Origin of the sequence: Thalassospira sp. (genome assembly GCF_048059015.1) — a bacterium.
Lineage (GTDB): Bacteria > Pseudomonadota > Alphaproteobacteria > Rhodospirillales > Thalassospiraceae > Thalassospira.
On the sequence record NZ_JBLLNT010000002.1, the window covers coordinates 382,503 to 402,418 of the forward strand.

The following is a 19,916-nucleotide window of genomic DNA, read 5'->3' on the forward strand; positions in this document are numbered from 1 at the left end:
CGACGATAAAAACAAGACGTCGCCCGGCAATCTCAGCGATGCAGGGGTGTCGCTGGCAATTGCCGAATGGGAGAGACGAACTTGAAAGCCCTTAATCCGCTCGTCATGTCGGGAAAAGAAGTCTTGCCGGTTATCGAAGGTGGCAAAGGCGTCGCTGTATCGACGGGCAAAAGTTCCGGCGCATGGGCTGCTGCCGGCGGTATCGGGACTTTTTCCGCTGTTAATGCCGACTCGTATGACGAGAACGGCAACCTGGTCCCGATCGAATATGAAGGAAAAACCCGCGGTGACCGCCATCAGGAACTGATTGCGTACGGTATCCGCGGCGGTATTGCACAGGCGCAGATTGCGCACGAAATGCGCAACGGCGAAGGCCGCCTGCACATGAACGTTCTGTGGGAAATGGGTGGTGCTGAACCGATCCTCCATGGCGTTCTTGAAGGTGCCAAAGGCCTGATCCACGGGGTGACCTGCGGTGCAGGCATGCCTTATAAAATTGCCCAGATTTCCGCACAATATGGCGTTCACTATTATCCGATCGTGTCTTCGGCCCGTGCATTCCGCGCATTGTGGCTGCGTGCATACAAGAAGACCCCGGAATGGCTGGGCGGTGTGGTCTATGAAGACCCGTGGCGCGCAGGTGGCCATAACGGCCTTTCGAATTCCGAAGACCCGCTGGTGCCCGAAGATCCGTTCCCGCGTGTTGCGGCCCTGCGTGAATACATGAATTCTGTTGGCCTGAACCATGTGCCGATCATTATGGCCGGCGGTGTTTGGTTCCTGCGTGATTTCGAAGACTGGATCGACAATCCGGAAGTTGCCCCGGTGGCCTTCCAGTTTGGTACCCGTCCGCTTCTGACCAAGGAAAGCGAGATTTCCGATGAATGGAAATCGCGTCTGACCAACCTTCAGAACGGCGACGTCTCGCTGCATAAATTCAGCCCGACCGGCTTCTATAGCTCGGCTGTGCGCAACGCGTTCCTCGAAGATCTGCATCAGCGTTCTGACCGTCAGGTTCGGTATTCCCGTACCGCGGAAGCAGACCTGCATGTTGGCATTCCGCTGGGCCGTCGTGGACGTCCGATCTATGTGCGTGAAGACGATGCCGACAAGGTTAAGGCATGGCTTGAAGCCGGCTATACCGAAGGCATGCCGACCCCGGATGACACCATGGTGTTTGTTACCCCGGACAGCGCATTGACGATCAAAAAAGACCAGATCGACTGCATGGGTTGTCTGTCACAGTGCCAGTTCTCCAACTGGGAACAGCATGAAGGCACCACTGGCAAACGTGCTGATCCGCGTTCCTTCTGCATTCAGAAGACGCTTCAGAACATTGCGCACGGTGCAAAGGTCGAAAACGAACTGATGTTTGCCGGTCACAATGCCTACAAGTTTGGCGAAGACCCGTTCTATGCCAATGGCAATATCCCGACCGTCAAGGAACTCGTCGACCGCATCATGACGGGCGACTGATCCGACGATCAGATACGATCTTATGATCTGCAAAAAGGGCCGGTTTGACCGGCCCTTTTTGTTTGGTTTAACTTTGATTTCATCTTCTGATTTGAGTTGATCAAAATCAAAGAACCTTGCGCGCGTGTTTACTAATCTAAGCCTCGGGTACATCGGGGCCATCGGGATTTTGGCCTCATCAAGTGAAAAGGGGCTCAGCCATGGGAAATACATCCCGTCCATATACCAACGCGCTTAATCGTCTCAAGGATGCCAATCTGCGCCCGACGCGGCAGCGCATGGCACTGGCGCGTTTGCTGTTTGACGATGGTCATCGTCATGTGACCGCCGAACAGCTTCATTCCGAAGCCATGGGCAACAATATCAAGGTGTCGCTGGCGACCGTTTACAACACGCTGCATCAATTCACGGATGCGCGGCTTCTCAATGAAATCGTGATTGATTCCGGTCGGTCCTATTTCGATACCAACACCGCACCGCATTACCATTTCTATTGCGAAGAAGACGGCATGCTGTCCGATATTCCGGCCGAAGACGTCAAGATCACCAACATCCCGAACATGCCAAGCGGCACCGAGCTTGAGTCGGTTGATCTGGTGTTTCGTCTGCGCCGCAACAGCGCCAAACAGGATGCTGCCTAAGCATCTGTTTGATGACGCTTTCGCAAGTCGATTGCGGGTAACAGAGAAATGAAATCTGCCATCGGAGCCCGGCAAATGCCCCTGCTTCGCTTGACGGTGACCGATTTCAGGACAAATAAGAAGGCGGCAGGACCTTATGGTTCTGCCGCCTGATTTTTTGACGTCTTTTGCCGCGATCAGCCAAAGCCTGTGCGGCGAACAATAATAAAGGACAGCGCACATGGCGCTTAAGGGAACACGTACCGAGGCAAACCTTCGGGCGGCATTTGCGGCCGAAGCGCAAACCAATCGCCGCTATCTTTATTTCGCCCAGCAGGCCGATATCGAAGGTCAGGTCGAAGCAGCTGAATTGTTTCGAACTGCAGCCGAAGCTGAAACCGGTCATGCCTTTGGCCATCTGGAATTCCTCGAAGCATTGGGCGATGCAACAACTGGCAAGCCATTGGGTACCACGCGCCTTAACCTTGAAGCAGCCCTTGCACAGGAAAAGGATGAGGCGGAGGCAAGCTATCCTGAAATGGCCCGGATCGCGCGCGAAGAAGGGCTTGATGACGTTGCCGCATGGTTTGAAAGCCTGGCCCGCGTCGAAGCAGCCCATGCCGACCGAATCGAACGGTTGTTGACCCGGATTGGCGGGGGCGAGCGCTAGAAATGTGCAAACATGATCGCTAAAACGTGATTTGTGATTGCGACCAAAACGTCAGATTTTGACGCCGAACCAAATACTTACCAGATACAGGAAGCCCCGGATGTATGTTGTTTCGCTGACCTATAAAGTTCCGCTTGAGCAGGTTGATGCCCATATCGAAGGCCATATTGAATGGTTGAAGGGCGCCTATGCCAAGGGGATGTTTCTGGCATCCGGGCGCAAGGTTCCGCGTGATGGCGGGGTGATCCTTGCCAAGGGTGATCGCGCCGCACTTGAAGATGAGCTGACCCGCGATCCGTTCAAGCAACATGATCTGGCTGATTACACCATCACCGAATTTGTCCCGGTCATGGTCGCAGACGGGCTTGAAGCGCTGCAGGACTGATCCGTTCCGTGTATGACGATAAAAGGGGGCCGATGGCCCCCTTCTTCAATCTGCGTTGATGGCCTAGGCTTATTGTGCAGCAAGCTGTGACGCAGCCCGTGGATTACGCAGGATCGCAGTGTTGTGGCGGCTATCGGTCTCATCACTTGGACCACGCAGGACGATATGCGGATGACCGAGTGAGTTGCGTTCAACGTGGCCGTCAACCTGATAGACATCGCGCAAAAGATCGCTGTCGATTACGTCTGCACAGGGGCCAAATGCCACCATACGACCATCGCGGATCGCCATCGCCTGATCGCAGTATTGCAGGGCATGGTTCAGATCGTGTATCGCGATCAGAACGATGATGTTCTGGCCTTTGGCAACATCGCGCATGAAGGACAGAACCTCCATCTGGCGATGCAGATCAAGGGCGGATGTCGGTTCATCCATCAAAAGGATTTCCGGATCACGCACCAGCGTCTGAGCAATGGCGACAAGCTGACGCTGACCACCACTAAGCTCGCCCAGATTGCGACCAGCCAGATCAGAAATGCGCAGGGCACCCAAAATCTCGTCAATGCGGGCCAACTCATCGGCCCGCACGCGCAGGCTTGATCCCTGCTTGGCGGCCAGAATAACCGATTCATACACCGTCAAAACCGCGGTCGAACCGGTATCCTGGGGCATGTAGCAGATGGTATTGCGATGCTTGGTCGCAGATCCAAGATCAACCTTGCCATCGCCCTTTGCCAGACCGGCAATGCGTTTAAACAGGCTTGATTTACCCGCCGCATTCGGGCCGATGACCGCTGTCACGGTGCCCGGCTGGATAACCGGGGTGGTGACACCTGAAACCACCTGCACCTTGCCATAGCGGGTGCCGATATCTTCAAGACGCAGTGTTACCATGATTTCCTCCGACTTGCGAAAATCAGCGAGAAGAAGAAGGGCACGCCAACAAGGGCCGTGATCACCCCGATGGGCAGGATGGCACCCGGGATCAGCAGTTTGGACAGAACCGAGGTTGCCGAAAGGATCAGCGCGCCACACAGGATTGATGCCGGCAGGAAGAAGCGTTGATCTTCACCGACCAGCATGCGCGCAATATGCGGTCCAACCAGACCGATAAAGCCGATGGTGCCAACAAATGAAACCGGAATTGCCGCCAAAAGACTGACAATCAGCATGGTACGTAGACGAAGCCCCTGCACATTGACCCCAAAGCTTTCAGCTTTTGCATCACCCAGGCGAAGGGCGGTCAGTGCCCAAGCCTGCCGGACAAACAGCGGAATGGCGATGACAACGGCAATGGCGGTTACCGCAACCTTGGTCCAGGTCGCCTTAACAAGGCTTCCCATGGTCCAGAACACAACGGCAGCCAATGCCTGTTCGCTGGCAAGATATTGCAGCAAGGCCAGAAGCGCGTTGAAGGTAAAGACCAGTGCGATACCCAGCAGAACGATGGTTTCCACCGTTACCCCGCGCAGGCGGCTAAAGAAATGAATGATAAGGGCCGTGCCCATCGCCATGACAAAGGCGTTGATCGGGATGATGAAATCAACAAATGCCGGCAGCAATGCCACACCCAGAACCAATGCCAAGGCCGCGCCAAAACCGGCGGCGGCCGAAATGCCCAGCGTAAAGGGACTTGCAAGCGGGTTGGCCAGAATAGTCTGCATCTGTGCGCCCGCGGTCGAAAGCGCAGCCCCAACTGTCAGTGCCATCAGCGCAATCGGCATGCGGATTTCCCAGATCACCACGCGCAGCTGGTCGCTGGCCGACCATGGATCAAGCAGGGTGGCAATCACATCAGACAGGGGATAGTTCGCAGGGCCGGTCGCCAGATCGACAGCAAACGACAAGAACAAGGCCCCGCTCATCGCAAGCAGGACCAGAAAACGACGCAAGGAGCGTGCCTTGTAGTGCACGCTCCCTGCTTCGACTGATATCGATTTGGTCGACATTAGTTTGTGACGCTGTCGCTGATCGAAATGAAGTAACCCGGCTGGTAATCCAGCGGCAGGAACCGTTCATGAAGTTCCTTGAAGGTTGCTTCAGCATCGATGTCGGCAAACAGATCCGGGTGGAACCATTTGGCCATCTGTTCGATGACAACAAACTGGTACGGGCTGTTATAGAACTGGTGCCAAACCGCATGAACCTGGCCGTTCTCGACGGCTTTCACGCCAGTGAATGCCGGACGTTCCATCAGGCCAACCAGCTTGCGCCGGGCTTCAACCATGTCCGCATCCGGACCAAGGCCAACCCATGCGCCACCGGGCGAATAAGCTTCCCAGCTTGCACCGGTACCAACGAACTGATCGGGGTTGGATGCGACAACCTGTTCCGGGTTGATGGTGCCAAAGGTGCCCGGAATGATTGCTGCTGCGATGTTTACGCCGCCTGCCATTTCAACCATGGTGCCGAAGTTTTCGTTACCAAAGGACATGCAGCATTCATCGGAATAACCGGCAGCACGTTCAATAAAGACCTGCGGCTTTTCCGGGTTTGCCTTGGCAATACGGTCGGTGACCGCCTTGATGCTGTCGGTACGGAACTTGATGAATTCTTCTGCGCGATCGGATTTTCCGGTCAGCTGGCCGAGGATTTTCATACTGGTGTCGGTGTTTTTCATCGGCGATTCGCGGAAGTCGATATAAACCAGCGGAATACCAACCGCTGCCAGTTTCTCATCATAGCCGCCATCTTCGGTGGCACCCTTGGCTTCAAGGTTCATGATGACAACGTCCGGGTTCAGCGAGATCGCCTGTTCGACGTCAAAGGTTCCATCCTTCATGCCGCCGAAGGTCGGGATATCGTCAATGCGCGGATATTTCGCAGCATAGATGTCATAGGTCTGCGGATCGGCTTTTTTCAGATCGTCTTTCCAGCCGACAACGCGCTGGAACGGATCTTCGCTATCAAGGGTCGCCAGACCATAAATCAGGCGGCCTTCACCCAGAATAACGCGCTCGACCGGCAGATTGACCGATACTTCACGACCGGTAACGTCCGTGACGGTTACCTGTTCTGCTGCCTGTGCGGTCCCCGCGACCAGCATCGTCAGCGCAGCAAATGCACCCAGAAATTTCATTCCCGTTCCCTCAAATTAGGATTGCCTGTTGTGGGGATTATCAGTTATTGAGAATGCAAATCAATATGTTTCGCAGTGAAAATGCAAATCATTTGTTTTTAGTGATCGCATACATGCATTGTGAGCTGTAACAAACCCGCAGAAATCTGCGCTTTACGCCAAGAGAGCATCGAGACCATGAATCAGGCCAGCAACTACAACCTGCGTGACGAGATCAAGGAATATTGGTCAATGCGCGCGGCAACCTTTGACGAGCAGCCCGGTCACGAGATTTTCTCAGAAACCGAACGTGCTGCCTGGCACGCCCTTTTTGAACGCCATTTTGGCAAGGGCGAAGGCCGCAAGGCGCTTGATCTGGCCAGTGGTACCGGAGTCATCAGCCATCTGATGCATGATCTTGGTTTTGACGTGACGGGTATGGATTGGTCCGAGGCGATGCTTGAAAAGGCACGCACAAAGTCAAAGCTGCGTGGTTCAAACATCACCTTCTTGCTGGGCGATGCCGAAAATACGCTTGAAGCAGACAACAGCTATGACGTGATTGTCACCCGCCATCTGGTCTGGACCCTTGTTGATCCGGCAGCAGCCTTTGCCGAATGGTTCCGGGTTCTGAAACCGGGCGGCAAGCTTTTGGTGGTGGATGGTGATTTTGTCTCCCCGACCTGGGCGACGAAGTTCAATAAGGCGATGGCCGGTTTCCTTGAAACGCTGGGTCTTCGCAAACCGGTCGAAACAATCCCGCAGCTTCAGACCCATCGCGACATTCTGGCACGTGTGCATTTCTCGGGCGGTGCGCGGTCCGACGAAGTTTCAGGCATGCTGTCGACTGCGGGATTTGATCCGATCAAGGTTGATTTCGATCTGAAGCAAATCCACGCAGCACAGAAGAAACATATCAGCTTCGCCAAGGGGCTGGAGCGCGGGGCGCAGCATCGCTACGCTATCTGTGCGCAAAAGCCATTTGAGGCTTAAGTTTTCGTTGGGTTAGCGAACCGGCTCGGTCACGACGTCGGTCTTGACCGAGTTGGCCAAAAAGCAGGCTTCGTGCGCGCGGTGATGCAGGTCATCTTCCAGTGCCATATCAGGCGCCTTGCCGCCATAGGTGACCTTGGGCTTCAAGGTCACCTTGGTGATCATGGTTTTGCCATCAATGGTTTCCATGACCCCTGTGGCCGCATCAAAATACTGATCAATCACAAGCCCCTCGTCGGATGCGAAATGCAGGAAGAACAGCATATGGCAGCTTGAAAGCGTTGCGACAAAGGCCTCTTCCGGGTCGACATTTTCTTCGACGGAATAGGGCAGTGGCACCACATGCGGGGATGAAGATGCCTGGACTTCGGCCCCACCGTCAAACCGCCATGTATGACCCCGCGAATAGCGCCGGTCGGTGAATTTTTCGGTTTCCTGGCGGTTCCAGACGACTTCCGCGCCAAAGCTGCTCATGTGGGGCTCCGTGAGTTTCAGGTTTTATCGGGCTGATCAATCGGGATCAGGGTTCCCGCCGTAACACCGATATGGGTGGCAAGGATGTCGCAGGCGGTTTTGATATCTTGGGTGCTGAGAGCATCCAAAATCTGGCTGTGTTCGTCAAAAAATGCGGTGCGCGGGCGTGATCCCTTTGGCTGCAGGGCATAGGCGCGTTTAGCCTCACCCCGTAGGCTTTCAATCATCGCCAGCAGTCGCGCATTGCCGGATGCGCCATACAGTACGGCGTGAAAATCACGATCCAGTTCGGCCAGTATTCCCGGATCATCTTCTTCGTAGAGGTCTTCATTGATCCGGCGTGCCTTGCGAAGGGCACTGGCAGTCAAATTTGGTGCAGAAAGCTGAAGGGCTGTGACTTCGAGCGAGATGCGAATCTGGCAAAGCTCGCGCACGTCATTTGCGCGAAGGCCTGTTACCGCAAGGCTCCTATCCGGGCGCTTTTCCAAAAGACCCGATTCGCGAAGGCGCTCCAGCGCATGACGGACCGGCTGGCGGCTGACGCCAAAACGTTCGGCGAGTTCTTCCTGCTTAAGCACTGTGCCGGGCAGTAAGCTACCGGCTTCGATTTCATCGCGCAGGGTTTGTGTGATCATGTTTGTATCCATGGATCCAAACTATGACGTGGTTTGTTTCTCGTCAAGCGGATGGTGTGTTGGTGAGCTTGATTTTGAGTACCAGTTACGCAGGCGTATCCGTGGTTCCGGGAGGGCATTGCAAGGAATTGTTTGGATTTTTACTCGGCCGGGATGGCATCGGCGAAGTCGACAGGATCGGCGCAGTGGTCTTTGACAAAGCCAATGATCCGGTCATGCGCACCGTCAATATCCTCATTCACGATGCCATGGCGGGTGGATGCGAGCATCTGGACATCCATCTCGCTGACATTGGTCGCGATGCGCCGGATCATGTTTGCACTGGCCGGATCAACAACCTGATCACCATCGCCCTGCAAGATCAGGGTAGGGCATGTAAGGTCGTGCAAGCGCTTCTGCATTTCCGCCACAGCTTGGCGAAGCTGATGAAGTCCGCCAATCGGAATGTTGCGATAATTGATGTCGGGATGCTCGGATTCGTTTAAGCGGAAGCTCAGCATTTCCTGTGCCGATGGCATCCAGCCCATCAATTTGTTGGCCCCATAAAGCAGTGGGACAAACATCAGATTGCGATTCCGGAATTTAAGCGGCGTTCCAGCCAGAACCAGACCGCGCAGCTTTTCGGGTTGATCTGCCGCGTGAATCGCGGAAAGAGCACCACCGGTCGAAAAGCCGACAATGATCACCTGTTCGCAGAACGGTGCCAAAATCTCATATCCGCGGCGAACCGATGCCAGCCAATCGGTCCATTTGCGCTTTTGCAGCTCATGGGGTGATGTGCCATGTCCGGCAAGGCGAACGCCCATCACCGCATAGCCAAGGGCAGCAAACTTTTCGCCCAATTCGCGAAGTTCCGCCGGGGATGCGAGGAAGCCGTGCACCAACAAAACGCCGCAGGCAAAACGTGTCTGCCCATTGGGCAGCAGCAAATAGGGGCGGCTGTCGGCGGTGGCGGTTTCCTGGCTATTTATCGCATCGTATTTGGGTTTTTGGAATTTCGTATGGTTCCACTGCCAGGCACGGATTTCGTCATCAAACCGGCGATGGGCGATATCAATCTGGCTTAGGTGATCGACCTCGATCCGGGCGCGTTCAAGCGCCTGCCAGGCCGCATGAATTGGTGCCATTTCATTGGCATAGACCATGATCGGATTGTCCATGCGGATTTGATCAAAGCTTGCCGCATCCTGCAATTTGGGCAGGAAGCAATATTTGCGATCCTTGCGTTCAATCAGGCCAAGTTGAACAGCACTATCGATAAAGAACCGGATTTGCGGGCAGTTGAGTTCAAAGATGCCGATATAGTCAGCTGGATTGCGCATGCCGCGATGCAGATGAACGTTTTCGGCCTGCTGGATGTTTTTGATCGCCAGATAAAGCGTGCGGTCGAAATGGCTGATATCGACTTCGGTCACGCCGTCTTCCAGCCACATCATGATCAACCGTGATGCCAGATGGCTGACATTGATCGTCAGGTTCGAATACATCACCGACATGCAATGATCGCGAAGCGGGCTGATATGCCGGGTGATGGCATATTGGGTTGCCCGTTCGGTGATCTTTTCCAATGTCCGTGCCGGACGGAACAGATCATCGATGCTTTCGGCCTGCTCGACCCTTTTGGCGAGCAATCGACGGTCGAGCCAGTTGAATTGCTGGCGCGGATCGACCGGATCACCAAGGCGGATGTCCATATCGGTCTTTTTGAACATCAGATTGCCTTCGATGATCATTTCTTCGGCCATCTTGGGGCTTAGACCGCCGGTAAACATATCGGCCGCACGTGCCAGAATGTTTTGATCAACGCGGAGCGGATGAAACGTGATATTGGCCGGAAACATTAGCGTCGGCTTGGCTAGGGTCGCGTGCAGATCATCTTCTTCGCGCTCAAGAATTGTGGCCCAGCGGGTCAATTGATCATGGTTGCCCTTTTCAAGAAGGGTGGATAGGCCAATTTTGAACCCGTCAATGCAAAGCGCCAGCAACGCCGATCCGGTATGATGAGCACGTCTGGTATCAGCGGTTCGGGAATAAATGCTGTAATCCGGACGTTTGGGATGTGGGCGATCGTCATTCATCACGCGCCGGTCTTTGACCATCCCGCCTTCGGGGAAAACAACGACCTTGCCACCGCGCAGGATTTCCTCGGCCAGAAAGGGCAGCAGGCGTTCGTAATCATTGGGCACCCCGCCCAAGGCGCGCAGATAACGCGAAAAGGTATTGTCTTGGGCAAAGAACTCGCCCGATGCGATGGACCGGCAATAGACGCCTGTTTCAAGTGCGATCAGGAATTGCGGGATGAATGTTTCAAACCGGGCGAAATGGTTGAACATGAAAATATCGCCATCGGCCAGATGTTCGCGCGACCCATGCATCTTGATATTGATGTCGATATTGGCGCGCAGTGCAGTCATCGCGCGAATGGTCCACTCGCACGTTTTCTGATTGATCGCGAACTTCTCACGTTCGATATCGCGGAAAGTCTCATTCATGCGATGCGATACCCCGGCCTGGTCTAAGCATCTGGTTTCTAGGACGTTTTATCGGTTAAGGTCCGATTGTTTGCTTAGTTTCTATATGTGTCGCGCGCAGCGATTTGAGAAGGCCCAAACGTCCTGATCGACGAAGATTTAATGCAAACAGGTGCGCAGTTTCCTATACTGGCACACAAGCATGATGAGATTTCGTGCACCTTCCTTTCCCGGTTTGTATTGCTGCCACCCGCCTTCGAACCGGTATCCTAAATGATCAATCCACCTTCCAGTGATTGGAGCCCGCGTGCCTGACCTCGCCCCGGAAAATTCGGCGCAATCGCCAGAGAATGGCGACAATGACCGCACACAATCGATCTTTTCGGATCGTAATTTTCTGCTGTTTCTGGTCGGGCAATGCATCACGACGCAGGGCTTGTGGATACAAAAAATCGCTATGTCCTGGCTGGCATGGTCGCTTACCGGATCGGCATTCTGGACCGGGGTGATTGCTGCGCTTAATTTCGCGCCGGCGTTTTTTCTTGGTCCCATTTTTGGCGTGATGGCCGATCGCGTGGATCTGAGACGCACGGCGATGTTGCTTAACCTTGCGCAGGCTGGCGTATCATTTGTTCTGATGGGGCTGTCTTATGCCGGTCTGCTGAGTTTGCCGTGGATGGTCGTTTTGTCTGCGGCCATTGGCATCTTGGGCAGCGCCTTTACCCCCATTCGATTGTCGCTTGTACCCGTCATCGTAAAGCGCGAATTCATGAGCCGTGCAGTGGCTTATGCGGCAATGAATTTCAATATCTCGCGCCTTGTCGGTCCGGCGGTGGGCGGGGTGGTGATTGCCACATGGGGCACAGGTGTGGCCTTCATGATCAATGCGCTTAGCTACCTTCCGATGGTCGTGGTGATATCCATCGTCACCATTCATATGGAACGCGCGCCGGATGCCAAAAGCAGACGCATCTGGGCGTCCCTTGTCGATGGGGCACGCTATGCGCTGAACCATCACATGATCCGGTCGGTTTTGGCACTATCCTGCTTTGTCTCGCTGGTTGGAACCGGCATGGTTGAGCTGATGCCGGTCTTTGCCGAGGCGGTCTATGATCGCGGGGTGACGGGGCTTGGCATGCTGTCATCGGCGGCCGGGATCGGTGCGGTAACCTCAAGCTTTATTCTGTCGCGCATCAAGTCAGATGCGGGTGCCTATCAGCGCGTTGCAATCATTGGTGCCTTTATGGCCGCAAGCGGGATGATGGGGCTTGGCTTTGCGCCCTGGTATGAAATGGCGGTCGTTTTGGTTGCCTTGACGGGGGGTGGTTTGACCCTTGTTGGTGTCGGGTCGCAAACCGCTCTTCAATTGGCTGTGGATAACAAATTGCGGGGGCGCGTGATGAGTTTCTGGAGTGCCACCACCTTTGGCGGTATTGCCCTTGGCGGGACGCTTTTGGGTGCGATATCGGAGGCCGGGAATATTCAGTTTACCGCGCGCGGTTCGGCGATTCTGATCCTGTGCGCTGCGGCGGTTGCACTCGTTCGTCTTCGGCAAATCAAGGCCTTATGAAAAGCGATTGCCAGCCTTTCAATTGCAGTGCAGTAAAGGATTATTAAGGCCTGCCCCGATAAGGTGGCCCATCGTGAGCTTATTGGGGAACTCCAGATGCGTTTGGTTGGTATTGTCGGACTGTGTTTGTTGCTTTCGGCGTGCTTTAGCACAGGCAATACTGCAAACCGCCCCAGTGGCCCGATGCCAAGTGATACGGTTCAGACAATCAGTGTCAGCGTTCCGACATCGCGCCTTAATCCCTTTGCCCCGACCGACAAGTTCCTGCAATGCGTGCCCTATGCCCGTGAAGTTTCCGGCATCGAGATTTATGGCGATGCCTGGACCTGGTGGGGACAGGCCGGCAAAAAACACTTCAAACGTGGTAATCAGCCCCAGGTCGGCTCTGTTCTGGCCCTTCGCAAGACATCACGCCTGAAGCTTGGTCACGTTGCAGTGGTCTCAGCGATCCTTGATAGCCGCAAGATCCTTGTGAACCATGCCAATTGGGGCAGCGATTTGCGCACCCGCGGCAAGGTCCACTACCGCCAGCCGGTCGTTGACGTATCGCCCAATAATGATTGGTCCGAAGTCCGCATGATGAACACGCAAGGCACCTTTGGCAGCGTGTATCCGGCCCATGGTTTCATCTATCAGCCGCAAGAAACGGCTGAAGCCAACTGATCTACTGATCAACGCACTGATCACCAAAATCAATCGACATCCCTGAAAAGAAAAGTGGCGAAGCCCCCAACGGATAGAGAGCTTCGCCAATTAAACCCGTGCGGGCGGCACGGGTTCGGGGTTGAACTTTGTGTGCCTGATGATCAGGCGGCAATCGGCCCAAGGGCTGCGAACAGTGCGCTGTCACTGTCTTCGAGCGGATTGGGCGTGGTCAGAAGTTTTTCACCGTAAAATACCGAATTGGCACCCGCCATCAGGCACATGATCTGTGCTTCGCGGTTAAGCTCGGTGCGGCCGGCTGACAAGCGAACCATCGATTTCGGCATGGTGATGCGCGCGGTTGCGACCATGCGCACCAGCTCCAGCGGATCAACCGGTGTTCGGTGGGCAAGCGGGGTGCCTTCGACCGGGACCAATGCATTTATCGGCACACTTTCCGGATGTGGATCAAAGCCAGCCAGGACCTGAAGCATCGATGCGCGATCGCGGATGCTTTCGCCCATGCCAATAATCCCGCCACAACACAGATCAATACCCTGCGACCGAACGGATGCCAGCGTATCAAGCCGATCCTGATAGGTTCGGGTTGTGATGATCTGGCTATAGAATTCCGGGCTGGTATCGAGATTGTGGTTATAGGCGGTCAGCCCGGCGTCTTTGAGTTGCTCAGCATGATGGGGCTCAAGCATGCCAAGGGTTACGCAGGCTTCCATGCCAAGATCATTGACCCCGCGCACCATTTCCAGCACCGCATCAAAAGCCGCCCCATCGCGCACACGGCGCCAGGCAGCGCCCATGCAGAACCGGTCTGCTCCTGCATCCTTGGCACGTTCGGCCATTTCAATGACGGAGGCCGGATCAAGGATTTGCTCCTTGCCAAGCTTTACCTCGCGGTGATGGGCCGATTGCGGGCAATAGGCGCAATCTTCCGGGCAGCCACCGGTTTTGATCGAGAGCAGGCTGGCCTTCTGGATGCGGGCGGGATCGTGGTGGGTGCGATGCACCGCACTTGCCCGACCCAGAAGTTCCAAAAGCGGGCTTCGATAGATCGCCTCGATCTCATCGACGCTCCAGTCATGGCGGATATCGCCATCCTGTGCGTCGATCAGGTCAGTTTGGGTGTGATGCTGGCTCATCTGATTAGCCCGCATTGCTCAGGTCAGATGATTTGCGCGATTTGAAGCGGTCAAATGCCGCATAGCCAAGCGCAACCAAGGCAATCTTGATGGTGTCGCCAAGAATGAAGGGTGTGAAACCAAGCGCAAGGACCTTTTCAGACGGTACAAAGGCCGAAAGACCGGCCAGACCCAGAAGATAAACCGGCACCATCCCGCCCATCATGACGATAAAGCGTCCAAGCGCGCCGCGACCACGCGCCAGTGCACCCACCAGTCCGGCAGCGACAAGGTAACCTGCCAGATATCCACCGGTCGGGCCCATCATGTAAGAAATGCCAATGCCGCGTTCCGGGGTGCCAGCAAAGACCGGAAGGCCCACAGCACCCGCCGCCAGATAGGCCAGCATCGTCGCAAGGGCCATGCGCGGGCCGGTGGCAATGGCAATCGCCATGATCGACATGGTTTGAAGCGTCATCGGCACAGGCCAGAACGGAACGGTGATTTTTGCACTTGCCGTAATCAGGGCGACACCGGCCAGAACCATCAGGCTGTATTTCGCACCTGTCAGGATCGGGTTTTCGGTTTGTGCGGTGGTTTCGTTGCTGGCGAGATTGGCCATGGTGACGGGCTCCTTGTGACCGGAATTCAAAATTATCTATAAAAATGAATCTGATCTATTAATTACGCCGTTATCGGCAGACGAAATCAATCCCAAAAATCACGGATAGGCGCTTTTGAGTAGAAGAAGCGTTCCAGTTGCCAATAACTCATTGAAATATCGCAGTAAAAATTATCTATAAAATTGGAAAATTTGCATGTGAGGATGCTGTGGCGAAGCTGTCAAGGCAAGCTCACCTAATCATCAGACCAGAAATTAGGGGTGGTTAGCGTCGAAATCAGCCGCGTGGGCGACCGTTTTTTCCCGGCTTGGTGCCGATCCATTTTACGTGACGGGCAAGGGTTGCGGCCGCCACATCAAATTGATGTTCACGCAGGGCCCGCAGGATCGCGCGGTGGTCCTGATCGGTCGGGGCTTCCCATTCCATGCGGAAACCTGAAAACAGGAACCGGGCACTGGCAGCATGAAGATCATCAATGGTCGTCATCAGGCGTGGCATATTGCACGGCTCAAGGATGATGCGATGAAATGCCTTGTTGGCATCTTCCCATTCCCGGACATCGCGGGCGTTTTCGCCTGCCTTGTTGATGTCTTCGGCGTCATCAAGGATCGCACTGGTCAGATGCGGGGCAGCATGGCGAAGAGCCAGGACCTCAAGGGAGGCGCGCATTTCCGCAACTTCGCGGACTTCTTCGATGTCAAAGCTTGCAACACGGACCCCACGACGCGGTTCACTGATCACCAAACCTTGCGCCTCAAGACGGCGGAAAGCTTCGCGTACAGGGACGTGGCTTGCACCAAATTCTTCGGCGAAATGATCCTGACGCAGTTTGGTGCCCGGCGCGATATCGCCAGCAATGATGCGGTCAGCCAAGGCACGCGTGATGCGACCTGTGATGGTGGTGTCGGTCTGCTTTGTCATGATTTTATAGATAATTTGCTAAAGGCCATTTGTCACTGGAAAGTTAGATATTTGAGTGATCTAGGTCGCCGCAATAGCCCATGAAAAAAGCCGACCCAGAAGGATCGGCTTTGTTTTGTGTTATCGGTATGTGCGGGCCGGCGGTTATTCGGCAGCAGCCACATCGCAATGTTCGTCGGGCATATCTGCAAATGCATCGCGGAGAGCATTTGACCAGGCATCCGACAGGGCGCGGAAGCCCTTGTCATCGGCCTCAATCCGGCGCAGTTCGGAGAACTTGCAGGCATCATCTGGCAGAACCGCCAGATCAAGCGGCATGCCAACCGACAGGTTGGAGCGCAAGGTTGAATCCATCGACAACAGCACGGCTTTGACCCCGTCCTGAATCGAGGTTTTCGGCGTAATCACCCGATCAAGGATCGGCTTGCCGTATTTATGCTCGCCAATCTGAAGGTAGGGCGTATCAGCGGTTGCTTCGATGAAGTTACCGGCTGCATAAACCAGAAACAGGCGCTGCTCGCCACCTTTGCGCTGACCACCCACCATGATCGAGGCCGCACTGCTTTCATGATGCTGTTCGAGCGTATCATGATATTTGTGCTGAACCTTTTGCATGGCTTCGCCAAACAGTTCGGCAACGCGGAACATGCTGGGTGCGCTCAGAATGCAGTCGCCCGGTTTGGTTTCCGGATCGTCGATGGCCTCAAAAAGGGTGCTCATCACGGCTTGGGTAATGGCAAGGTTGCCAGCTGACAAGGCAACAATCGCGCGATCGCCCGGTACTTCCCAGGTAAACATCTTGCGATAGCGCGAAATGTTATCCAGACCAGCATTGGTCCGTGTGTCGGACAGGAAGACCAGTCCGTCATTCAGCATCAAACCGACACAATAGGTCATCTTCTCGAAGTCCGGTTATTGTTGTGATTGCGCAATGACGACTGTTACATCCAAATTTTCGTTTGCGCCACCAGTATGTACTCCCCGTATAGGTGTTGCCACCTGCCCATCAAGTCCAGCCCCCAGCCGAATATAATAATCAGTCGGGCAGCACTTGTTGGCCGGGTCAAAACCAACCCAGCCGAACTCTGGCAAATGCAGCTCCGCCCAGGCATGGGATGCCTCATGCGGTTTGCCGTCCTGATCGGCAAACAGATAGCCCGACACATAACGCGCCGGGATACCCAGATGGCGGGCAGCGGAAATCAGAACATGCGCATGGTCTTGGCAAACACCCTTGCCATCGGCAAGCGCATCTGCAGCCGTGGTATGAACATGCGTCGTGCCCGGCGCATATTCAATCGCATCGGCAACCGCGCCGGCCAAGGCATGTGCACATTCAAGAATTGGTGCATCCTTGGTTTTCTTCGCAACCTTGTCGGCCAGTTTGCGGATTGCCGCGCTGGATTTGGTCATCGGCGTGGTGCGCAGGAAAACAGCAGGAAAGGCACGTTCCTTGTGACCACGAAGTACCCCGGCCGTGTCTGTTGTTTCGACTTCGCCCGTCACAACGATTTCAATGCCTTCGACCGGACCGTTGGCGGTCAGCGTGCTGATGACATCGCCATTGCCATCGGTGAATTCCGATCCGATGGTGCAGCCCTCAGCCGTGATGGACCAGTTCAGGATTTTTTGGCCATCAAACTGTGCCGGGGTCATTTTCAGGCTTTGGACGACATGGCGTGCCGATGATTTATAACGGTAACTGGTTCTGTGTTCGACGGTGAGGCGCATTTTATTGTCCTCCGAAATAATAAGCATCGGCAATCGCGCTTGAAAGTTCGCGGTTGCGGGCCTGGAAGTCATTGAGGAACTCGTGCAAACCGTTGGAGAAGATTTCTTCCATCTCGCTTTGGGTCAGCAACGAATACATTTCGACTGCCTGGCCATGCACCGGATGGCGTTGGCCATAGTGCCGCGCAAGCCGTTCCAGATGCTGGGTGATTTGCTCGGCACAGTGGGCGAGTGATCGCGGGCTGAACGGATTAAGGATCAGGAAATGTGCAATCCGGTGCGGTGAATAGTCATCACGATAGACCCAATGGAAAGCACGCAGAGACGATGCCGCACGCAACACCGTGGTCCATTGATAGTTATCAACCCCGTCGCCGACCATGCTGGTTTCGGGCAACAGAACGTAATATTTCACGTCCAGAAGACGCGCGGTGTTGTCGGCGCGCTCGATAAAGGTGCCCAGACGGATAAAGTCATAGCCGTCATTGCGCAAAATCGTTGAGTTGGTTGTCCCTCTGAACAGGGATCCTTGTTTCTTCACCCAATCAATGAATTCCGGCAGTTCGTTCTTGGCCAGATTGTGCATCGATGGTCGGCGAAGCTCCATCAGGGCATTGTTCAATGCTTCCCACATTTCTGCGGTGATGGCGGTACGCATTGCACGCGCATTGGCGCGCGCATATTCAAAACAATTTATGATGGATGACGGGTTATCCCGATTGAAAATCAGGAAATTGGCGACTTCTTCCTGACGCAGGGGTGCATTCGGATCATATCCGGCTTGGCAGCCAGATGCGGACAAAACCGATTCCCATTCCGATCGGTTACCATCACCCACAGCAGGCATCAGGGCCATGCGATAGCCCATCTCCATCAGGCGGGCCATGTTTTCGGCCCGTTCAACATATCTCGACAGCCAGAAAAGGTTGTCTGCAGTACGACTAAGCATCTCTCAACCCTTTCCTATCAATCACTCATGATCCAGGTGTCCTTGACCCCGCCGCCCTGCGACGAGTTCACGACAAGCGACCCTTCACGCATGGCAACACGCGTAAGCCCACCCGGTGTCAGGCGAACGTCATCGCCAACAAGACAGAATGGTCGGAAATCAACGTGGCGTGGCGCGATGCCGCTTTCAACGAAGGTCGGGCATGCCGAAAGTGCTAGCGTCGGCTGGGCGATGAAATCACCCGGATCGGCCTTGATGCGCTGAGCATAGGCGACCTGCTCTGCCTTGGTCGATGCCGGTCCAACCAGCATGCCATAGCCGCCAGAACCATGGACTTCCTTGACCACCAGCTCTCCCAGATGTTCGAGAACATATTTCAGATCATCAGGCTTGCCGCATTTCCAGGTTGGAACGTTGTTCAGGATCGGTTCCTGACCCAGATAGAAACGGATCATGTCGGGCACATAGGTATAAACCGCCTTGTCATCGGCGACACCGGCACCCGGGGCCGAGCAGATGGCAACGCCGCCTGACCGATACACATTCATCAGGCCCGGAACACCCAGAACCGAGTCAGATCGGAAACAAAGCGGATCGATATAGGCATCATCGATACGGCGATAAATCACATCCACCCGTGCAGGGCCGCGCGTGGTGCGCATATAGACGCGGTCCTTATCCACAAACAGGTCCTGACCTTCGACAAGCTCGACACCCATCTGATCAGCAAGGAAGGAATGTTCGTAATAGGCGCTGTTCATGGCACCAGGTGTGAGAACCACAATATTGGGTTCGCGGTCACATTTGGGCGGCGCGATGCTTTTGAGCGTCTTGAGAAGCATATCCGGATAGCTTTCGACCGGCTCAATCCGCAGGCTTCTGAAAAGCTCCGGGAACATGCGCATCATGATTTCGCGGTTCTCAAGCATGTATGAAACACCTGATGGCGTCCTGCAGTTATCTTCAAGAACATAGAAATCTTCGGGTCCGGTACGGACGATATCAACACCGACAATGTGGCTATAAACCTTGCGCGGTGGGTCAATGCCAATCACGGCTGGTTCGAACGCATCGTTCTTGAACACCAGATCGGCCGGGATGATACCCGCCTTGATGATTTCGGCATTGTGATAGACGTCGTACAGGAAGGTATTGAGTGCGCGGGCGCGCTGTTTGACACCGCGATCAAGTTTGCGCCATTCGGCTGCTGTGAAAATTCGGGGAATCAGATCGAAAGGAATAAGTCGTTCAGGGTCTCCGCCTTCGCCGTAGACGGCAAATGTAATTCCAATTTTGCGGAATAGTGTTTCGGCTTCAAGGCGCTTTTGTTCGAGGACCTCGGGGCCGCTTGCTTCCATCCAGTCAACCAGTGCGCGATAAGGTTCGCGTACCTGGTCGTCCATTCTCATCTCGTTGAACATGCATACTCCCCTTAATTACCCTTTGATTAAAGGCGTCCGTATAGGGGGTGGTCAAGGATGTTCACGGTTGAATTGGCAGATTTTTCAGCAAATTGCTGATCTGCTGAAAAAATAAACTTGGCGATAAGGTGGTTTGTACAA

20 protein-coding genes are annotated in these 19,916 nt (G+C 54.7%); 7 read left to right on the plus strand and 13 right to left on the minus strand.

What is annotated here, in order from left to right:
• The first annotated feature begins 81 nt into the window (after nucleotides 1–81).
• The 4 genes from ACMZ66_RS02490 to ACMZ66_RS02505 all read left to right on the plus strand — a co-directional run bounded on the left by ACMZ66_RS02490 (nucleotide 82) and on the right by ACMZ66_RS02505 (nucleotide 3,151).
• A complete protein-coding gene (locus ACMZ66_RS02490; protein ID WP_416934600.1) occupies nucleotides 82–1,476 on the plus strand; it encodes an NAD(P)H-dependent flavin oxidoreductase in 1,395 nt (464 codons plus the stop codon).
• Nucleotides 1,477–1,676: 200 nt separating this feature from the next.
• Nucleotides 1,677–2,117: an iron response transcriptional regulator IrrA gene (gene irrA, locus ACMZ66_RS02495; protein WP_416934090.1), complete on the plus strand. Its 441-nt coding sequence runs from the start codon at nucleotides 1,677–1,679 to the stop codon at nucleotides 2,115–2,117.
• A 220-nt stretch (nucleotides 2,118–2,337) separates the two neighbouring features.
• Nucleotides 2,338–2,766: a rubrerythrin family protein gene (locus tag ACMZ66_RS02500; RefSeq protein ID WP_416934092.1), complete on the plus strand. Its 429-nt coding sequence runs from the start codon at nucleotides 2,338–2,340 to the stop codon at nucleotides 2,764–2,766.
• A 100-nt stretch (nucleotides 2,767–2,866) separates the two neighbouring features.
• Nucleotides 2,867–3,151, plus strand: a complete 285-nt coding sequence (locus ACMZ66_RS02505) for a YciI family protein (protein ID WP_416934094.1) — start codon at nucleotides 2,867–2,869, stop codon at nucleotides 3,149–3,151.
• A gap of 69 nt (nucleotides 3,152–3,220) precedes the next feature.
• Here the strand turns inward: ACMZ66_RS02505 and ACMZ66_RS02510 are convergent, their stop codons facing one another.
• Genes ACMZ66_RS02510 through ACMZ66_RS02520 form a run of 3 tightly spaced genes read right to left on the minus strand, consistent with a single transcriptional unit; the run spans nucleotide 3,221 to nucleotide 6,230 of the window.
• Nucleotides 3,221–4,045: an ABC transporter ATP-binding protein gene (locus tag ACMZ66_RS02510; RefSeq protein WP_416934096.1), complete on the minus strand. Its 825-nt coding sequence runs from the start codon at nucleotides 4,043–4,045 to the stop codon at nucleotides 3,221–3,223.
• Nucleotides 4,039–5,043 (minus strand): FecCD family ABC transporter permease, encoded by a 1,005-nt coding sequence (locus ACMZ66_RS02515; RefSeq protein ID WP_416934098.1) that lies wholly within the window; start codon nucleotides 5,041–5,043, stop codon nucleotides 4,039–4,041. The genes ACMZ66_RS02510 and ACMZ66_RS02515 overlap by 7 nt, the downstream gene beginning before the upstream one ends.
• A gap of 56 nt (nucleotides 5,044–5,099) precedes the next feature.
• Nucleotides 5,100–6,230, minus strand: a complete 1,131-nt coding sequence (locus ACMZ66_RS02520; protein ID WP_416934100.1) for an ABC transporter substrate-binding protein — start codon at nucleotides 6,228–6,230, stop codon at nucleotides 5,100–5,102.
• Between the two features lie 177 nt (nucleotides 6,231–6,407).
• Here ACMZ66_RS02520 and ACMZ66_RS02525 point away from each other — a divergent pair, with 177 nt between their 5' ends.
• Nucleotides 6,408–7,202 carry a class I SAM-dependent methyltransferase gene (locus tag ACMZ66_RS02525; RefSeq protein ID WP_416934102.1) on the plus strand — a complete coding sequence of 265 codons (795 nt, stop codon included), beginning with the start codon at nucleotides 6,408–6,410 and terminating at the stop codon, nucleotides 7,200–7,202.
• Nucleotides 7,203–7,214: 12 nt separating this feature from the next.
• Here the strand turns inward: ACMZ66_RS02525 and ACMZ66_RS02530 are convergent, their stop codons facing one another.
• The 3 genes from ACMZ66_RS02530 to ACMZ66_RS02540 form a co-directional block, all read right to left on the minus strand.
• Entirely contained in the window at nucleotides 7,215–7,676 is a 462-nt protein-coding gene (locus tag ACMZ66_RS02530; protein ID WP_416934104.1) for an OsmC family protein, read from the minus strand.
• 17 nt (nucleotides 7,677–7,693) lie between these two features.
• Nucleotides 7,694–8,311 (minus strand): GntR family transcriptional regulator, encoded by a 618-nt coding sequence (locus tag ACMZ66_RS02535; RefSeq protein WP_416934106.1) that lies wholly within the window; start codon nucleotides 8,309–8,311, stop codon nucleotides 7,694–7,696.
• A 140-nt stretch (nucleotides 8,312–8,451) separates the two neighbouring features.
• Nucleotides 8,452–10,803: an alpha/beta fold hydrolase gene (locus ACMZ66_RS02540; RefSeq protein WP_416934107.1), complete on the minus strand. Its 2,352-nt coding sequence runs from the start codon at nucleotides 10,801–10,803 to the stop codon at nucleotides 8,452–8,454.
• Nucleotides 10,804–11,089: 286 nt separating this feature from the next.
• On the opposite strand from ACMZ66_RS02540, the gene ACMZ66_RS02545 reads away from it, so the two are divergent.
• Nucleotides 11,090–12,352 carry an MFS transporter gene (locus ACMZ66_RS02545; RefSeq protein WP_416934109.1) on the plus strand — a complete coding sequence of 421 codons (1,263 nt, stop codon included), beginning with the start codon at nucleotides 11,090–11,092 and terminating at the stop codon, nucleotides 12,350–12,352.
• A gap of 96 nt (nucleotides 12,353–12,448) precedes the next feature.
• Nucleotides 12,449–13,015 carry a CHAP domain-containing protein gene (locus ACMZ66_RS02550; protein ID WP_416934111.1) on the plus strand — a complete coding sequence of 189 codons (567 nt, stop codon included), beginning with the start codon at nucleotides 12,449–12,451 and terminating at the stop codon, nucleotides 13,013–13,015.
• Between the two features lie 143 nt (nucleotides 13,016–13,158).
• Here ACMZ66_RS02550 and bioB read toward each other — a convergent pair whose 3' ends face one another.
• The 7 genes from bioB to ACMZ66_RS02585 all read right to left on the minus strand — a co-directional run bounded on the left by bioB (nucleotide 13,159) and on the right by ACMZ66_RS02585 (nucleotide 19,775).
• Nucleotides 13,159–14,151, minus strand: a complete 993-nt coding sequence (bioB, locus tag ACMZ66_RS02555; protein WP_416934113.1) for a biotin synthase BioB — start codon at nucleotides 14,149–14,151, stop codon at nucleotides 13,159–13,161.
• Nucleotides 14,152–14,155: 4 nt separating this feature from the next.
• Entirely contained in the window at nucleotides 14,156–14,752 is a 597-nt protein-coding gene (locus ACMZ66_RS02560; RefSeq protein WP_416934115.1) for a biotin transporter BioY, read from the minus strand.
• 277 nt (nucleotides 14,753–15,029) lie between these two features.
• On the minus strand, nucleotides 15,030–15,674 hold the full coding sequence (locus ACMZ66_RS02565; protein ID WP_416934117.1) for a GntR family transcriptional regulator: 645 nt from the start codon (nucleotides 15,672–15,674) through the stop codon (nucleotides 15,030–15,032).
• A gap of 144 nt (nucleotides 15,675–15,818) precedes the next feature.
• Nucleotides 15,819–16,571, minus strand: coding sequence for a peptidase (locus ACMZ66_RS02570; protein WP_416934119.1), 753 nt, complete (start codon nucleotides 16,569–16,571; stop codon nucleotides 15,819–15,821).
• A 15-nt stretch (nucleotides 16,572–16,586) separates the two neighbouring features.
• Nucleotides 16,587–17,405: a transglutaminase family protein gene (locus tag ACMZ66_RS02575; protein WP_416934121.1), complete on the minus strand. Its 819-nt coding sequence runs from the start codon at nucleotides 17,403–17,405 to the stop codon at nucleotides 16,587–16,589.
• Nucleotide 17,406: 1 nt separating this feature from the next.
• On the minus strand, nucleotides 17,407–18,354 hold the full coding sequence (locus tag ACMZ66_RS02580; RefSeq protein WP_416934123.1) for an alpha-E domain-containing protein: 948 nt from the start codon (nucleotides 18,352–18,354) through the stop codon (nucleotides 17,407–17,409).
• A gap of 17 nt (nucleotides 18,355–18,371) precedes the next feature.
• A complete protein-coding gene (locus ACMZ66_RS02585) occupies nucleotides 18,372–19,775 on the minus strand; it encodes a circularly permuted type 2 ATP-grasp protein (RefSeq protein ID WP_416934125.1) in 1,404 nt (467 codons plus the stop codon).
• Nucleotides 19,776–19,916: the final 141 nt, after the last annotated feature.

Bases quoted from the DNA above. Each gene is read 5' to 3' on its own strand.
- irrA (WP_416934090.1), top strand. From the start codon at position 1,677: ATGGGAAATACATCCCGTCCATATACCAACGCGCTTAATCGTCTCAAG.
- ACMZ66_RS02500 (WP_416934092.1), top strand. From the start codon at position 2,338: ATGGCGCTTAAGGGAACACGTACCGAGGCAAACCTTCGGGCGGCATTT.
- ACMZ66_RS02505 (WP_416934094.1), top strand. From the start codon at position 2,867: ATGTATGTTGTTTCGCTGACCTATAAAGTTCCGCTTGAGCAGGTTGAT.
- ACMZ66_RS02510 (WP_416934096.1), bottom strand. From the start codon at position 4,045: ATGGTAACACTGCGTCTTGAAGATATCGGCACCCGCTATGGCAAGGTG.
- ACMZ66_RS02520 (WP_416934100.1), bottom strand. From the start codon at position 6,230: ATGAAATTTCTGGGTGCATTTGCTGCGCTGACGATGCTGGTCGCGGGG.
- ACMZ66_RS02525 (WP_416934102.1), top strand. From the start codon at position 6,408: ATGAATCAGGCCAGCAACTACAACCTGCGTGACGAGATCAAGGAATAT.
- ACMZ66_RS02530 (WP_416934104.1), bottom strand. From the start codon at position 7,676: ATGAGCAGCTTTGGCGCGGAAGTCGTCTGGAACCGCCAGGAAACCGAA.
- ACMZ66_RS02535 (WP_416934106.1), bottom strand. From the start codon at position 8,311: ATGATCACACAAACCCTGCGCGATGAAATCGAAGCCGGTAGCTTACTG.
- ACMZ66_RS02540 (WP_416934107.1), bottom strand. From the start codon at position 10,803: ATGAATGAGACTTTCCGCGATATCGAACGTGAGAAGTTCGCGATCAAT.
- ACMZ66_RS02550 (WP_416934111.1), top strand. From the start codon at position 12,449: ATGCGTTTGGTTGGTATTGTCGGACTGTGTTTGTTGCTTTCGGCGTGC.
- bioB (WP_416934113.1), bottom strand. From the start codon at position 14,151: ATGAGCCAGCATCACACCCAAACTGACCTGATCGACGCACAGGATGGC.
- ACMZ66_RS02560 (WP_416934115.1), bottom strand. From the start codon at position 14,752: ATGGCCAATCTCGCCAGCAACGAAACCACCGCACAAACCGAAAACCCG.
- ACMZ66_RS02565 (WP_416934117.1), bottom strand. From the start codon at position 15,674: ATGACAAAGCAGACCGACACCACCATCACAGGTCGCATCACGCGTGCC.
- ACMZ66_RS02570 (WP_416934119.1), bottom strand. From the start codon at position 16,571: ATGACCTATTGTGTCGGTTTGATGCTGAATGACGGACTGGTCTTCCTG.
- ACMZ66_RS02575 (WP_416934121.1), bottom strand. From the start codon at position 17,405: ATGCGCCTCACCGTCGAACACAGAACCAGTTACCGTTATAAATCATCG.
- ACMZ66_RS02580 (WP_416934123.1), bottom strand. From the start codon at position 18,354: ATGCTTAGTCGTACTGCAGACAACCTTTTCTGGCTGTCGAGATATGTT.
- ACMZ66_RS02585 (WP_416934125.1), bottom strand. From the start codon at position 19,775: ATGTTCAACGAGATGAGAATGGACGACCAGGTACGCGAACCTTATCGC.